We start from the raw sequence: 14,844 nt of genomic DNA, 5'->3' as shown, positions 1-14,844 counted from the left end.
GGCCAACTATCGAGGTTAGCTCCGCCCCTCATCCGCCTGCCGGCACCTTCTCCCCGTATAGTGACGGGGAGAAGGGAGCTAATACTTCTCCGGCACGTAAAGCTCCCGCGGCAACACCTGCCGTTCGTACTCCGGATTGAACACCCGCTCGGGCAGCGTGATCTCTTCGTGCGGCACTTCCTCATAGGGCATCTGCTTGAGCAGATGGTCGATGCAGTTCAGCCGCGCCCGCTTCTTGTCGTTGCCTTCGACGATGTACCACGGCGCCTCGGGAATGTTGGTGCGGGCAAACGTCTCTTCCTTGGCCTTGGTGTACTGCTCCCAGCGCACGCGCGACTGCAGATCCATCGGCGACAGTTTCCACTGTTTCATCGGATCGTGGATGCGCATCAGGAAGCGCATCTGCTGTTCCTCGTCGGTGATCGAGAACCAGTATTTGACCAGCGTGACGCCGGAGCGAACCAGCATGCGCTCGAACTCCGGCACGTCGTGGAAGAATTGCTCGACCTGATCCTGGTCGGCAAAGCCCATCACGCGCTCGACGCCGGAGCGGTTGTACCAGGAGCGGTCGAACAGCACGATCTCGCCGCCGGCGGGCAGATGCGGCACATAACGCTGGAAATACCATTGCGATTTCTCACGCTCGGTCGGCGCCGGCAGCGCCACGACACGAGCGATGCGCGGGTTGAGGCGCTGGGTGATGCGCTTGATGACGCCGCCCTTGCCGGCGGAATCGCGGCCCTCGAAAATCACCACCAGCTTTTTCTTGTGGTAGGCGACCCAGGACTGCAGCTTGATCAGTTCCGACTGCAAGCTGATCAGATCGCGAAAATACTGCATGCGATCGATCGATGGCGGATGGGCGTTCTTGTAGATCTTGGCAATCTCCAGCGACAGCGCCGGCTCCGACATTTCCAGCTCATAGTCTTCGTCGAGCGTGTCGGCGAGTTCGGCCTCAAGCCAATCCCTGGCCGGAGAATTCTGCTTTAACTCAGTCATTTCTACTGCTCCGCTTACCGGCTGACATGAAACCCTGAGCCGACTTGATATAGGCCGGCAATGACGGTTTTATTGCAAGCCGCCGGCCAGCCGATCACAGCCCAAATCGGCGGGGCATGGTCGATCCATTGCCGTGGCATGGCGACAAACCGCTTAAATTGTCCTACAAATGGCTGACCCATTCGGGCGGCCCGCGCCCTTCTCGACCAAAACCGCCCCACCCCACCAAAATTGCGAGGATCTGACATGGAATACCGCACGCTTGGCCGTTCAGGCTTGAAAGTTTCGACGCTGACGCTGGGCACCATGACCTTCGGCGGCAGCGGACCTTTCGCCGCCGTCGGCAATTCCGATCTCGCTGAGGCATCACGCATCATCGACACCTGCATCGATGCCGGCATCAATCTCATCGACACCGCCAATGTCTATTCGAACGGCCTGTCGGAAGAGATCATCGGCGAGGCGCTCGGCGGCAAGCGCAAGAACGATGTGCTGATCGCCTCCAAGGCGCGCATGCGGATCGGCAAAGGTCCCAATGACGAAGGCCTGTCGCGCCATCATCTGATCCGCGAATGCGAGAAGAGCCTGAAGCGCCTCAGGACCGATGTCATCGATATCTATTTCCTGCACGAATGGGACGGCACGACGCCGCTCGAGGAGACCATGGCGGCGCTCGACACGCTGGTTGCACAGGGCAAGATCCGCTATGTCGGCTGCTCCAACTATTCCGGCTGGCAGGTGATGAAGGCGCTCGGCATCAGCGACAGCCAGCACCAGCCGCGCTTCATCACTCAGCAGATCCATTACACGCTGGAAGCGCGCGAGGCTGAATACGAACTCTTGCCGATCTCGGTCGACCAGGGCCTTGGCGTGCTGGTGTGGAGCCCGCTTGCCGGCGGCCTCTTGTCGGGCAAATACCGCCGCGACAGCCCGACCGCGCGCCAGCTCGCCGGCTGGTCGGAACCGCCGATCCGCGATGAAGACCGGCTGTGGCGGATCGTCGATGTGCTTGTTGACATCGGTGCGGTCCGTGGCGTCTCGGCGGCGCAGGTGGCGCTTGCCTGGCTGCTCGGCCGGCCGGCCGTCAGTTCGCTGGTGATCGGCGCGCGCAACGAGACCCAGCTTAAGGACAATCTTGCCGCGGCGGCACTCGCCCTCACCGCTGAGGAACGCGACCGTCTCGATGCCGTCAGCCGGCCGCCGGTGCTCTACCCCTACTGGCACCAGCAGTTCACGGCGAAGGACCGGTTCGGCCCGGCCGATCTGGTTCTCGACCGCAGTGTCATCTGACCAGCGATGTCACGCAGTCGCCTCGCTGAATGGTTGCGTCCATAGTGCCTATGGGCGATGCTTCGCCGATGTCGCCAATGCATGCAGTCCGATGCGCTAGAGCAACCGCATACTTTTGCGCCGTCGTCATTCTTTCGTCGACCACAGCGGCAGTGTGTGGAGACTTTGATGGTCAAAAGGTGGCTTCGGTCTACAGCGATGTCAGACCAGCTTGCCGCCAGGCAGAGCTTGACGGCCAACCGATTTCCAAGGCGGAGAGTGATCGCTTTTGCATCATCCTTGACGCCCTCGGATTTCAGTTGAAGGCCAACGGTTATTGCTGGGACGCTTCAGAAGTAGAGTGGAGGCTCTGCGCAAAGAAGTAGGGTACCGGGACCGCGGACGATTAGCCCTGAATATAGCGCCAGACTTCGGGATCAGGCTCGATCTGGCCGCTGAGCACGAAATATTTGTAGAGCACGAGCAGGCTGATCGCCTGCTCGGCCTGCTCGTTGGTGAATTTGCGGCAATAGGCGTTGGCCGCCGCGACGATGCGCTGGGCTTCGGCCGGATGCTTCTCGAGGTGGTGCACCCGCTCGGCCAGATCGCTGAAATCGGCTGCCAGCGGCACATAATGGACATCTGGCTCGAGCTGCCCCTCGGCGAACCAGGTCTCGTAAGTCGGAGGCGGCATGAGGCACAATGAATTCGAGCTCATGATCCATTTCAGATTGGTCGCGACATCGTTGCCTTCGAGGGAAATGATGTAGCGGTAGCGCCGCTGCTGATCGATGGTGAGATAGGGTTTTCGATATTCCGCCGGCGCCGTTGCCCTTGGCGTGCCGACATCGCAGATCGGCAGGTCGCGGGCCGCCTCCAGCAGCAAGGTGCGGATCGGATTGTTGAGCTCGCCGCGCCAGACGACGAGCGGATGCTTGTCGGCGAAGGCAACATCGTCGGCCGGCATGTGGAAATGACGGAACTTGTTCAGCTTGAACAGGACGCCGTTGCCGTTGTCGCCGATGATCGGCCGGTCCTTGACGATCGACGGCATCTTCGGCACCTCGATGACATCGCCGAATTCCAGGTCGATGCGCAGACCCGGATCGAAATAGCGGGTGAACTCCTTCAGATCGTAATAGTACATGCTGCGGTCCGTCGGCAGCCGACTGACCGGCACGGCCTCGGGGCTTGGTGTAAAGGGCTCCCGCAGCGTGTTGTAGTAATTGAGCCGCTCACGGACCGATGCGTCGGAAAGCCTGGCCTGAGCGAGCAGACGGCCGAGCTGGCGCCGGAAAAGGACCGGCGGCGCGATGTCGCGCATGGCGTTGCGCGCATAATAGACGAGCTTCTGTGCGTTTCTTTGAAGCGTGGCCATCGGTCGTTTTGATTCGAAATCGGTCGGCGGCGGCTCCAGTAACTGTCCCGCAGCCTTTTCTAAACCATTGTGTTAGCCATCACGCAAGTCCAGAACCGCTGGCATCTGCCCTCCCCGCGCTGTTGTGTTTGCCCGCCAATGCTTCTAGGCAGGATCAGGCACAGCGAAAGGAAACGATATGGCGCGACCACCGAACTACGGTCAGGAACGCAAGGAGCGCGACCGGCAGAAGGCCGCCAAGAAGGCGGAGAAGCTGGCCGCCAAGGTCGCGGCCAAGGAGCGCTCCGAGCCTGAAAACGAGGCCGGTTCCGAAACCGAGACCGAGACGGCAAAATAGGCAAGACAGGATTGCACGATGTCCGGCCCGCTTCACGGACCGGACTCCGGCGATGCTGTTGTGAATCAGGCCGTCGCTTTATCGCTGACGAAGACGTTGACTTCGCGTGCCGCGGCAATGAAGGCACGCCTTGCAATCATCGCCGGCTTGTCGCCGGCCAGCGCATCATGACAGGCCTGCAGCGCTTCGCGATGCTTGGGGCTGCGCTTGCCGGGCCAGTTGTTGAGCAGGTAATCGGAGGCCTCGCGGGCCGTGCGCAGGAGCTGGTTTTCTCCCCCCGCGGCTGCCTTGACGGTCACGGGTGTTTCAAATCGGTTGTTTTCCATGGCCGCTCCTTACGCCATCGGCGCTCATGAAGCGAGGCCGAAAGCGGATGGCGCCTGACATCTGTCACCTTCGTGACCGATATCAAGCGGCGACGACGGCAAATCCCCTGGCGCGCAGACCGCGCCGGTCATTATGCAGCGACGTCACCAGGCGGTCGCGGCTGCCGACAATATGAGCGGAAAGCCGCGCTGCCGCCGCGTCGGCGTCGCCTGCCCGCACCGCCGCCAGGATGGCGTGATGTTCGCTCCAGGCGCGGCCGAGTGCTGCCTCGTCACGCACCTCCAGCCAGCGCGCCCGCGACAGCCGCGTCATGGCATCGCGCACCGCCCTGAACAGGAACTCGTTGCCGGAGAGCCGCGCCAGTTCGATGTGGAAATCCATGCCGACGCGATGCCATTCCTCGCGCGGGGTAGCGGCATCGCAGGAGTCCAGCATCGCCTCGATGATTTCTATGGCGCTTCTGTCGGCCAGCGCCGAAGTCAGCCTGACGGCCGCAACCTCGACCGCCTCGCGATAGACCGCGATCTGTTCCAGTTCGGCAAGGTTGATCGGCGATACCGTCCAGCCGCGCCCGTCGCGGCAGATCAGGCCTTCCGTCTCAAGCCGCAGCAGCGCTGCCCTGACCGGCGTGCGAGAGGCCCCGAAGCGGCTCTCGATCCAGCGTTCCGTCAGCCGTTCACCAGGCCCGACCTCAAGGCCTAGGATCATCTCGCGAAGCGCTTTTTCGACGGTCTGCATCTGCGACATCTTTGGTTCCGTTGCTGGCGATCGGCCTCGCATTGAGGTCTGGCCGATCACGTTTGAGAGCGCCGCATTGACAGCGGCAAAGCTTGCGTTCAAGACGGATACCAACTTGGTATCCCAAAATGGTATCCGCAGCAAGCGGACAGGACATGAAATGCCGCAGGACAGTGCAGCGCAAGCGACCGACACGCCCTCCGCCTACAATGTGCATTGGCGGCGCAATCTGTTCGTGTGTTTTGCCGGATCCTTCAGCACGCTTGTGGCGATGACGCTGCTCTTGCCGTTCCTGCCGCTCTATGTCGAGCAGCTGGGCGCCGTGGGCCACGCGGCGATCGTGCAATGGTCGGGCATCGCTTTCGGCGCAACCTTCTTTGCCGCGGCCCTCGTCGCGCCGCTGTGGGGGCGGCTGGGCGACCGCTACGGCCGCAAGGTAATGCTGGTGCGCGCCAGTTTCGGCATGGCGATCTGCATGTCGCTGACGGGCATGGTGCAGACCGTCTGGCAGTTGGTGCTGCTGCGCCTGCTGATCGGCTTTGCCGGCGGCTATTCCTCGGGCTCGACCATTTTGGTCGCCATGCAGACGCCGAAGGAACGCTCCGGTTGGGCGCTCGGCGTGCTGTCGGCCGGCATCACCGCAGGCTCCCTGGTCGGCCCGCTGCTCGGCGGCGCGCTGCCGCCGCTGATCGGCATCCGCGCTACCTTCCTCATAGCCGGCGGCGTCATTTTCCTGGCGGCGCTGGCGACGACATTCCTGATCAAGGAGATGCCTCGCCCGACAGCGCTAGCCAAACCCAAGGAGAAGCCGAAGGGCGGCTGGGCGCAGATCCCTGACAAGCGGCCTGTCGCCGCCATGCTGGCAACCGGCATGCTGTTCACCTTCGCCAACATGTCGATCGAGCCGATCATCACCGTCTATGTCCAGCAACTGGTCGCGGACGCCAGTCGAGTGACACTGACCTCCGGCGTCGTCATGTCGGCGGCCGCACTCGGCGCCATCCTGTCGGCGTCACGACTGGGCAAGCTCGCCGACCGCATCGGCCACTGGAACGTCATCGTCGCTTCGCTTGCCGTTTCGGCAATGCTGCTGATACCGCAAGCCTTCGTCACCGAAAGCTGGCAACTGGTCGGCCTGCGGTTCCTGATGGGTCTTGTGTTGGGCGGGCTCTTGCCCTGCATCACCAGCGTCATCCGCCACAATGTTCCCGATGGCGTCGGCGGCAATGTGCTGGGCCTGGCGATCTCGGCGCAATATGTCGGCCAGGTCGCGGGGCCGGTGATGGGCGGCTTCGTCGGCGGTCATTTCGGCATGCGCGCGGTGTTTCTCGGCACATCCGTGTTGATGGCCGGCGGCGCTGTCTACAACTGGCTGGTCCAGTCACGCCGCACGCGTGACATGCTGGCGGTATCAGGCAAATCCTGACAGGTTGCGCCGCCTATCGCCAATCACAGGAGCCTGAGACATGAGCATCGCCGACCATCCGGCAACAGGCAGCGCCCGCATCCTCGTCTTCGCCGGCGGCCTGTGCGGCGCGGCGGGCGTGGCACTGTCGGCTGCGGCCGCGCATCTGGGCGGCGCTTTCGTCGGCACCGCCGCATCATTCCTGATCATGCACGCGCCGGTGTTTCTGGCCGTCGGCCTTGCCGGTGCAAACCGGATCCTGCGGATCGGCAGCCTGGTGCTACTCGTCGGGCTGGTGCTGTTCTGCGGCGATCTGCTGGCCCGGGATTTCGTGGGATCGCGGCTTTTCCCGATGTCGGCGCCGATCGGGGGCAGCTTGCTGATCGCCGGCTGGATGGCGATCGCGGCCTCGGCGCTGGTGCGCCAGCGTTCTTGAATCGGCGGGGCAAGAGACCCTGCCCCGGCCGATATTTTTCACACGAGGCTCAACCCTGTCGGCGTTCCGGTAGCAGGTCGCGCTTGCGCTTGGCAGGCTTGGTCTGCCGCTGCCGTTCCGGGTGTTCGGTAGCTGGCGAGATGCCCCAATAGTTGCGATAGATGTCTTCGAACAGATGCTTCACGGGATGCATGGTTCGGTCTCCTCTTAGAATTTGAATCGATCCAATCAGCCGGCACGAAAATGCCTTGCCGATCAGCTGCGCTTGCGTTCCACGAGGAAGTACAGGTCGCGCTTCCACGGGCCAGTCCGGCCACGGCGCTTGCGGGTGGCGGCATCCGAGGCGATGCCCCAGTTGCCGTAGATGTCTTCGAACAGATAATTCATGGGATGCATCGCACCCTCCTCTTGAACCGATCCAATCGTATGGCACTGAATTGCCTTGGATCGATTCAAACATAGACCCTCCCCGCCCTCTGATCAAGGGAAAATTTGAACCGATCCAACGAAAGTGTTAGATAGAGCCGGTTGAGGAGACGAAGATGACGGCATTGACTTCCGGGAAGACGAGACCAGTGCGGCTGGCCGACATTGCCAAGGCAGCCGGCGTCTCGCACGGCACGGCGTCCAATGTCTTCGCCCGACCCGAGATCGTGCGTGAGGAGGTGCGCGAGCGCGTCAAGGCGGCAGCTGAGGCAATGGGCTATGCCGGCCCCGACCCCAAGGGCCGGCTGCTGCGCGCCGGCAAGGTCAACGCTATCGGCGTCGCCACGGCCGAACCCTTGTCGTATTTCTTCGACGATCCGTTCGCCCGCGTCATGATGGCCAGCATCTCACAGGCCTGCGATGCCACCGGTGCGGGGATTTCACTGGTCTCCGCCGCCAACAACGAACAGCTCGCCTGGAACATCCAGAGCGCCCTTGTCGACGGCTTCATTGTGTTTTGCATCGAGGGCGGTTCACGGGCGGTCGAACTGGCGCGTGAGCGCAAACTGCCTTTCGTGGCGCTCGACCTCGATTCGGAGGATGAGACAGTTGCGGCGATCGGCATCGACAACATCGCCGGCGCCAGCCTGGCCGCGCGCCATCTGGCCGAGCTCGGCCATCGCCGCTTTGCCATACTCGCCCTGGAATCTGCCGACGCCGGCTTTGGTCCGGTCACGCAGGAGCAGGTCGAGACGTCGGCACTCTATTCCGGCACGCGCGACCGTTTGCGTGGCTATTTCACCGAACTCTCCCGCTTCGGCATCGACGTCTCGCAGGTGCCGATCTACGAAACCCTCAACAACGAAGAGACCGTGCGGGCCGGCCTCGAGCATATTTTCGCGCTGCCGGAAAAGCCGACGGCGATCCTGGCTATGTCGGACAGAATGGCGCTGCATGCGCTCGACTGGCTGCGCCAACATGACATCGCTGTACCGGGCGACGTGTCCGTCGTCGGCTTCGACGGTGTGCCGGAAGGTGCTGTTTCCAAGCCGCCGCTGACCACCGTCGCCCAGCCGATTGCAGAGATGGGCCGGCTCGCCGTCAAGGCGATCCTGGAGAACGATGGCTCGCTCAGCCGGCAAGTGCTGCCGGTCGATCTGGTGATCAGAGCCTCATCGGGCCCCTCTCGTGCCTAGCCTTCATCGGCTCAGCCTTGCCACCACGGGCGCCATGCCGAAAGGCTGGCGAGCGGCCGGGGCTTCGGTGCGTACCGGTTTCTTGCCCGACCAGCCGATTCCCCACAACCATTCGAGATAGAAGGCGAGCGCGAACTGCATGGCGATGCCGGCGGATATCAGCAGGGCGTCATAGGCAAAGCCGCCCGGATTGATCAGCCTCATTACCTGCGCCACCATGGCGATCACCGTGCCGGCAAGGAACACCGGCAGCGAGCGCTTGCCGAGCAGAGCGAGCGGATGGTCGCGGCTGAGGCGGAACAGGTTCGAGACTTCCGGCAAGGCGACGATCAGATAGCTCACCGCCAGAATGTGCAGCAACCGCGGCAGCGACAGGAAGGTCTTGTCGAAGCCGCCGATCACCACAGGCAGATCGAACCAGGTGATCTGGCCCCAGAGCGGGCTGTGCACCCAGACCAGCGCTGCCGCGACATAGGTCGCCGCTGCGCCCACCAGCCAGCGATTGATGGGAATCGTACCGCCGCGCCGGACATGCAGCATGCCGGCCAGGCCAATGTTGAACAGGAACTGCCAGGACAGCGGGTTGAGGAACCAGAAGCCGGGTTCGGGATAGTTCGGTGGCGCGATCTGCCAGATGCCGGCGACGAGCCACAAGGCACCGGAAAAGACCAGTGTCGGCAGCGGCCTGTAGCTGATGAAGAGCAGGAAGAGCGGCGCCATCAACAGCAGCGCCGCATAGACTGGCAGGATGTTGTTGTAGCCGAGCTGGTGGCCGAGCGTGACGATGCCGACCATCACCTCGGGCGTGTTCTTCATCAACGGTTCGATGTTGATCAGTTTCAGCAGCTCAGGCCGGTGGGCGAACACCGCCGCCGCGCAGAACATCGCCATCACCACGATGGTGGTGACGATGTGGGCGGTGTAGAGGACGCCGGCGCGGCGCCACATCTTCAACGTCGCCAATAGCCGACCACCGGTCTGGAACTTGCTCCCGTAGGCGAGCGCCACGGACATGCCGGAGATCAGCACAAAGGCCTCCGCCGCGTCCGAGAATCCGAAATTCTTGTAGGTCAGCGTTTCGAAGACGGTGCCCGGCACATGGTCGATATAGATGGTCAACAGAGCGAGCGCGCGGAACACGTCAATGCGGGTGTCGCGTTCGGCGCGATCCGGCGGGAGTTGCGTAGTCATCGACAAAAGGCCTCAAAGCGAGAGCAAGGGTGCTCGTGTTGTTCATGCCGGGATGCGACCATCGGCGCACACCGCTTCGATTCCTCCCGCGGGAAGCATATCGGCGCAGAAACGGTCTGAAATGAGCCTGGTTCAATCACATTTCGCGGAGCGTGAAAATATTCCGTTTTGAAGCCGGCAAACGAACAAAACAATCACGAAATCAAAGAGATATGAGCGTGCCTGAATATACCGAAAAGCATGACGTTCTGCACCAGGATCTGGCCTTCCCTTACCGCCTCCTCAAGCCGGCAAATGCAAACGGCGAATGCCTGTTTTTGCTGCATGGATCGGGTGTCGACGAAACGACAATGCTGCCGATTGCGAGCCAGATCGCACCCGACGCCACGCTGGTCGCGGTGCGCGGCCGCATCCCGCAGGATGACGGTTTCCGCTGGTTCGAGCGGATCACCCCGACCCGGTTCGAGCAAGCAAGCATCCGTGCCGAGACATCAGCCTTTGCCGCATTCGCAAGCGAGGCCGCAAAGCGCCATCGGCTCGATCTCACACGGGCTACATTCCTCGGCTATTCGAACGGGGCAAATCTGGTCTCCAGCCTGATGCTGCTGAACGCAGGCCTCGTCCGAAAAGCGGCGCTGCTGAGAGCGATGCCGGTGCTTGACGATGCGCCGTCAGCCGACCTCAGCGGAACGCGCGTGCTGATCATCGCCGGCGCCGCCGACGAAACCTACGGACCGTTTGTGCCGGCGCTGGTGACGCTGCTCCACAAACACGGCGCCGAGGTCGATGCCCGCATCGTGGCGTCCGGCCATGAAATCGGCGACCCTGATGTCGCCATCGTCCGGCAGTGGATGGCGGCGCCGGCTGCTGCATAGCAAATCATCACTTGCCGCATCGAGCCGGCAATCGTGGCCATCTGTCCGAAAGTGGGCCAGGATACGTCTACATTTGGGGGTGGTCTATTACTTTGACGGCTTCGACGAGCGCCGTTTCACTCGATTCTGCCATAGATACGCTATCGATAGCCGCAATCTAGAATTTGACGAAGAGAATGCGGGAAATCCCCCTCCGACCGAAACCCGGCATATCCTCTTCGCCGAAAAGGCCAGATACCGTGAGATAGGCAACGACGCCGACTAGGACAGCGACCAGCGCCGCCCGCGCGATCACCGAGCCGCTCCTAGCTTCGGTAGTAGGTCAGTTTGAAATTTTAACCAGACGCGGACATTCAGCCAAGTCGCGCAATGTGCTATGATTCGACACATGGGGAAGAAGGCGAAGCGGAAGGCCAAGCAGGCGATTGCAGAACCAATAGACGGCAGGCTTGAAGCGGAAGCCGCCTACTATGCCCGCAAGGTCGGCATCACCAGAGACGAGGCTCTCACGATCATCCGGGAAGCTCACGGGCCGAAACTTTCCATAGTCCGCAAGGACAAGGCCAGATAGCCCCCGACCACCTTACAAAGACCGCAAAAACGCGGGTGACACTCCATCGCGGTGGACGAGCTTCTTTCGGCCTATCTAGCGGAATGTGCTGTGATTCGTGTCGTGGGCAAGAAGGCCAAGCAGAAAGCTGAACCGCAGGCAGACCGCGAAATGGCGATCGAAGCCGCCTACTTTGCCCGCAAGTTCGGCCTCACCAAAGAGGAAGCGCTCAAAACCCTCCATGCAAACCACGCTTCAGGCTTAGGCTTTGCGTCAGATCTGTATGGACGCTTCATCGCCCATAATCAGATTTTGGCGCCCGCTCCGCGTCAGCCGCCAAGGCGCGTGACAAAATAGGTGAGTGCCGAAATTGCCGCCGTGGCCGGCAAGGTGACAATCCACGCGATGACGATGTTGCCGGCAATGCCCCAGCGCACGGCCGAGACGCGGCGGGCAGCGCCGACGCCGATGATGGCTCCGGTGATCGTGTGGGTGGTAGACACGGGAACGCCGAGCCAAGTGGCCGCGAACAGAGTGATGGCGCCACCGGTTTCGGCGCAGAAGCCCTGCATCGGGTTCAGTCGGGTGATTTTCGAGCCCATTGTGTGAACGATGCGCCAGCCGCCGAGCAACGTGCCCAGAGCCAGCGCCGACTGACAGGTGAGGACGACCCATAGCGGCACGTAGAAATTGGCGCCGAGCATGCCTTGCGAATAGAGCAGTACGGCGATGATGCCCATGGTTTTCTGGGCGTCGTTGCCACCGTGCCCAAGCGAATAGAGCGAGGCGGAAAAGAACTGCATGACGCGGAAGGTGCTATCGACGGCGAACGGCGTCTGCCGCACGAACAGCCAGGAAACGATGAGAACCAGGATAAGCGCCAGCACAAAACCGGTCGCCGGCGACAGGACGATCGCGGCGATCGTCTTGCCGAGTCCGGTCCAGACGATGGCGCCAACGCCGGCCTTGGCAATACCCGCGCCGACCAACCCGCCGATCAGCGCATGCGAGCTGCTCGATGGGATACCGGCAATCCAGGTGACAATGTTCCAGACGATAGCGCCGACAAGCGCCGAAAAGATCACCGCCGGCGTGACAATGGTGACGTCGACGATGCCTTTTCCCACGGTCTCGGCGACATGGAGGCCAAAGAACATGAAAGCAATGAAATTGAAGAAGGCCGCCCATAGCACCGCATACTGAGGCCTCAGCACGCGGGTGGAGACGATGGTGGCAATGGAGTTGGCGGCGTCATGCAGGCCATTGAGAAAATCGAAAAACAGCGCGACGGCGACAAGGCCGGCCAGCACGGGAAAGGCGATGGTGGCTTCCATTGCCTAAACGTTCTCGATGACGATGCCGCTGATCTCGTTGGCGACGTCCTCGAAGCGGTCGACCACTTTCTCCAGCTGGCCATAGATCTCGCTGCCGATCAGGTAGGCCATCGGATCGCTGCGGCCATGTCGCTTGAACAGGTCCTTCAACCCTTGCTCATGCAGATCGTCGGCGCGGCTTTCGACGCGCATGACTTCTTCTGCGATGGCGTTGAGGCGCACCGTGTGGGTGCCGACTTTGCTGAGCAGCGGGATCGCCTCGGCAACCAGCCTGGAAGCGGCAACGATGACGCCACCCATTTCCTGCATCAGCGGGTCGAATTCCTTCTTTTCGAACAGCTTCACCGTCTTGACGGTCTTGTGCATCATGTCGATGGCATCATCCATCGACTGAATAAGATCCTTGATGTCGCCGCGATCGAAGGGCGTGATGAAGGAGCGCCGCACCGCCAGCAGGACTTCGGCCGTGATATGATCGGCCTCGTCCTCGAGATCGATGATTTTCTGGCACCAGCGCTCGATATCCTTGCCCTGGAGAAGCTGCTGCAGCGCCTCGGCGCCACCGACTACGGTACGGGAATGCCGTTCAAACAGATCGAAGAAGCGATCTTCGCGCGGCAGCAGCTTGCGGAACCAGCCCAGCATGTCGATCTCCCGTCGCGCCCGTCCACGACCCACCAACTCACATAGCGCCCCAGCGAGCCACTGAAAACAGTAAGCCGTCTGAAAGATGTGGATGCGGGCGAATCGCAGATGCGGCTAGACGGCTCGACGCGCTGACCAGCCCGAAGCTGCAGGAACTCGCCTGGTCGAAGCATGGCTTCCGCGGACCGCTGGGCACCGTCGCCGCCGGCACCGACGCGATTGCCGGCGTGCGCCCGGCGGAAATCGAGGCGGTGCTGCCGATGCCTTCGGCCGACGTCATGCTGGCGCTGCTCGCCCAGATGGAAGGCTGAGCTGAGGCGCCCTACCCCTGCCCCATTCGGTTCCAGGCATCGAGCCCGGCGATCTTGTAGGCTTCGGCCAGCGTCGGGTAGTTGAAGGTGTTGTTGACGAAGAAGTCGACCGTGCCGCCGAGATTGATCACCGCCTGGCCGATATGGATCAGTTCGGTGGCGCCCTCGCCGACGATGTGGGCGCCAAGCAGGCGGCGCGTCTCGACCGAGAACAGCAGCTTCAGGAAGCCGGTGTTGACCCCCATAATGTGGCCGCGCGAGGCTTCGCGAAACCGCGCCACGCCGACCTCATAGGCAGCGCCGCTCTCGCGCACCTGTTCCTCCGACTGGCCGACGGTGGAGATTTCCGGCACAGCGTAGATGCCATAGGGGAACGTTTCCGGCGGCGGCGGCAGCTGCACGCCAAAAGCATGGCACGCGGCCACCCTGCCCTGCTCCATCGAAGTCGAGGCAAGGCTCGGAAAGCCGATGACGTCGCCGGTGGCATAGATGTTGGGCACGGCGGTCTGGAACGTCTGCGGATCAACCTTGATGCGGCCCCTGGAGTCGGCATCGATGCCGACCACGTCGAGGCCAAGGCTGCCGAGATTGCCGCTGCGGCCGGCGGCATAGAGCACGACCTCGGAACGGATGGTGCGGCCATCGGCAAGCGTCACTTCGGCATAGTCCGGCTTGGAGACGATTTCCTTGACCGTACTGCCGAGGCGGATGGTCATGCCGCGGTCGCGCATCTGGTGGATGAAGTCGTCGACGATCTCGCGGTCGACGAAATCGAGAATGGTGTTGCGCGGCTCGACCAGCGTCACCGGCACGTCGAGGGCCGAAAAGATGGTGGCATATTCGACGCCGATGACGCCGGCGCCGATGACCGTCAGCGTGCGCGGCAGGCGGTCGAGTTCCAGCATCTCGTCGCTGTCGAAGACGCGGACCTTGTCGAAGGGCACGTCGCGCGGCCGATGCGGCCTGGTGCCGACGGCGATCAGCGCATTGGCGAAGCCGACCTCCGAATAGTCGCCATTGTCGGCGGTCAGGCTGATCTTGTTGGAACCGAGAAATTTCGCCGTGGCGCGTGCGCTCTTGACCGCATTGCGCATGAACTGGTGCTGCAGCACCTCGACCTCGTGGTCGAGCGTCTTGTGCAGGCGATCGACCAGATCGCCGATCGAAATATCCTGCTTGACCCGGTAGCCGCGGCCGTAAAAGCCGCGCTCGCGCCAACCGGAGAGGTTGAGCACCGTCTCGCGCAGCGTCTTCGACGGGATGGTGCCGGTGTGCACCGAGACGCCGCCGAGCCGCCGGCCCCTGTCGACCACCAGCACCGATTTGCCGAGCTTGGCCGATTGCACCGCGGCGCGGCGGCCGGAAGGGCCGCTGCCGATGACCAGCATGTCGTAATCCATATTTCCCCGATCCCCTCGGCGTCTTGT

General features: G+C 62.4%; 18 protein-coding genes and 1 pseudogene. 9 read left to right on the top strand and 10 right to left on the bottom strand.

Annotated elements, in window-relative coordinates:
* Positions 1-78 precede the first annotated feature (78 nt).
* Positions 79-999, bottom strand: a complete 921-nt coding sequence (ppk2, locus tag ACYHH6_RS20010) for a polyphosphate kinase 2 (protein WP_352589377.1) — start codon at positions 997-999, stop codon at positions 79-81.
* Positions 1,000-1,245: 246 nt separating this feature from the next.
* Between ppk2 and ACYHH6_RS20005 the strand changes: the two genes are divergently transcribed.
* Entirely contained in the window at positions 1,246-2,289 is a 1,044-nt protein-coding gene (locus ACYHH6_RS20005; protein ID WP_352589380.1) for an aldo/keto reductase, read from the top strand.
* A gap of 385 nt (positions 2,290-2,674) precedes the next feature.
* Here ACYHH6_RS20005 and ACYHH6_RS20000 read toward each other — a convergent pair whose 3' ends face one another.
* Complete coding sequence (locus tag ACYHH6_RS20000) at positions 2,675-3,646, bottom strand: glycosyl transferase family 90 (RefSeq protein WP_352589383.1); 972 nt, start codon at positions 3,644-3,646, stop codon at positions 2,675-2,677.
* Between the two features lie 178 nt (positions 3,647-3,824).
* Here ACYHH6_RS20000 and ACYHH6_RS19995 point away from each other — a divergent pair, with 178 nt between their 5' ends.
* Positions 3,825-3,983, top strand: coding sequence for a hypothetical protein (locus ACYHH6_RS19995; protein WP_192253203.1), 159 nt, complete (start codon positions 3,825-3,827; stop codon positions 3,981-3,983).
* A gap of 65 nt (positions 3,984-4,048) precedes the next feature.
* Here ACYHH6_RS19995 and ACYHH6_RS19990 read toward each other — a convergent pair whose 3' ends face one another.
* Together ACYHH6_RS19990 and ACYHH6_RS19985 are read right to left on the bottom strand one after the other, a co-directional pair.
* Complete coding sequence (locus ACYHH6_RS19990; RefSeq protein WP_352589387.1) at positions 4,049-4,309, bottom strand: DUF982 domain-containing protein; 261 nt, start codon at positions 4,307-4,309, stop codon at positions 4,049-4,051.
* 82 nt (positions 4,310-4,391) lie between these two features.
* Positions 4,392-5,057 carry a GntR family transcriptional regulator gene (locus ACYHH6_RS19985; RefSeq protein ID WP_112563472.1) on the bottom strand — a complete coding sequence of 222 codons (666 nt, stop codon included), beginning with the start codon at positions 5,055-5,057 and terminating at the stop codon, positions 4,392-4,394.
* Between the two features lie 151 nt (positions 5,058-5,208).
* Between ACYHH6_RS19985 and ACYHH6_RS19980 the strand changes: the two genes are divergently transcribed.
* Positions 5,209-6,474 carry an MFS transporter gene (locus tag ACYHH6_RS19980; protein WP_352589390.1) on the top strand — a complete coding sequence of 422 codons (1,266 nt, stop codon included), beginning with the start codon at positions 5,209-5,211 and terminating at the stop codon, positions 6,472-6,474.
* Positions 6,475-6,514: 40 nt separating this feature from the next.
* Positions 6,515-6,889, top strand: coding sequence for a DUF423 domain-containing protein (locus ACYHH6_RS19975; protein ID WP_352589393.1), 375 nt, complete (start codon positions 6,515-6,517; stop codon positions 6,887-6,889).
* A 49-nt stretch (positions 6,890-6,938) separates the two neighbouring features.
* Here ACYHH6_RS19975 and ACYHH6_RS19970 read toward each other — a convergent pair whose 3' ends face one another.
* Positions 6,939-7,082, bottom strand: a complete 144-nt coding sequence (locus ACYHH6_RS19970; RefSeq protein ID WP_352589396.1) for a hypothetical protein — start codon at positions 7,080-7,082, stop codon at positions 6,939-6,941.
* A gap of 62 nt (positions 7,083-7,144) precedes the next feature.
* Complete coding sequence (locus ACYHH6_RS19965) at positions 7,145-7,285, bottom strand: hypothetical protein (protein WP_352589399.1); 141 nt, start codon at positions 7,283-7,285, stop codon at positions 7,145-7,147.
* Positions 7,286-7,431: 146 nt separating this feature from the next.
* Between ACYHH6_RS19965 and ACYHH6_RS19960 the strand changes: the two genes are divergently transcribed.
* Positions 7,432-8,511: a LacI family DNA-binding transcriptional regulator gene (locus ACYHH6_RS19960; protein ID WP_352589402.1), complete on the top strand. Its 1,080-nt coding sequence runs from the start codon at positions 7,432-7,434 to the stop codon at positions 8,509-8,511.
* Between the two features lie 3 nt (positions 8,512-8,514).
* Here ACYHH6_RS19960 and ACYHH6_RS19955 read toward each other — a convergent pair whose 3' ends face one another.
* Positions 8,515-9,702 (bottom strand): OpgC family protein, encoded by a 1,188-nt coding sequence (locus ACYHH6_RS19955; protein WP_352589405.1) that lies wholly within the window; start codon positions 9,700-9,702, stop codon positions 8,515-8,517.
* A 218-nt stretch (positions 9,703-9,920) separates the two neighbouring features.
* Between ACYHH6_RS19955 and ACYHH6_RS19950 the strand changes: the two genes are divergently transcribed.
* The 3 genes from ACYHH6_RS19950 (at position 9,921) to ACYHH6_RS19940 (ending at position 11,484) form a co-directional block, all read left to right on the top strand.
* Positions 9,921-10,577, top strand: a complete 657-nt coding sequence (locus ACYHH6_RS19950) for an alpha/beta hydrolase (RefSeq protein ID WP_352589408.1) — start codon at positions 9,921-9,923, stop codon at positions 10,575-10,577.
* Positions 10,578-10,965: 388 nt separating this feature from the next.
* Entirely contained in the window at positions 10,966-11,148 is a 183-nt protein-coding gene (locus ACYHH6_RS19945; protein ID WP_352589411.1) for a hypothetical protein, read from the top strand.
* Positions 11,149-11,199: 51 nt separating this feature from the next.
* Positions 11,200-11,484, top strand: a complete 285-nt coding sequence (locus ACYHH6_RS19940; protein ID WP_352589414.1) for a hypothetical protein — start codon at positions 11,200-11,202, stop codon at positions 11,482-11,484.
* Here ACYHH6_RS19940 and ACYHH6_RS19935 read toward each other — a convergent pair.
* A complete protein-coding gene (locus ACYHH6_RS19935; protein WP_352589417.1) occupies positions 11,457-12,461 on the bottom strand; it encodes an inorganic phosphate transporter in 1,005 nt (334 codons plus the stop codon). The genes ACYHH6_RS19940 and ACYHH6_RS19935 overlap by 28 nt on opposite strands.
* 3 nt (positions 12,462-12,464) lie before the next feature.
* Positions 12,465-13,106, bottom strand: a complete 642-nt coding sequence (locus ACYHH6_RS19930) for a DUF47 family protein (protein WP_352589420.1) — start codon at positions 13,104-13,106, stop codon at positions 12,465-12,467.
* A gap of 107 nt (positions 13,107-13,213) precedes the next feature.
* Between ACYHH6_RS19930 and ACYHH6_RS19925 the strand changes: the two are divergent.
* Positions 13,214-13,417: pseudogene (locus tag ACYHH6_RS19925) on the top strand (hypothetical protein); the annotation flags it as partial.
* An 11-nt stretch (positions 13,418-13,428) separates the two neighbouring features.
* Here the strand turns inward: ACYHH6_RS19925 and sthA are convergent.
* Positions 13,429-14,817, bottom strand: a complete 1,389-nt coding sequence (gene sthA, locus ACYHH6_RS19920; RefSeq protein ID WP_352589423.1) for a Si-specific NAD(P)(+) transhydrogenase — start codon at positions 14,815-14,817, stop codon at positions 13,429-13,431.
* Between the last annotated feature and the right edge of the window lie 27 nt (positions 14,818-14,844).

The organism is Mesorhizobium sp. P171375 (assembly GCF_057786075.1).
Note: the sequence above shows the minus strand (reverse complement) of the source record. Positions and strands in the feature narration are given on the sequence as shown.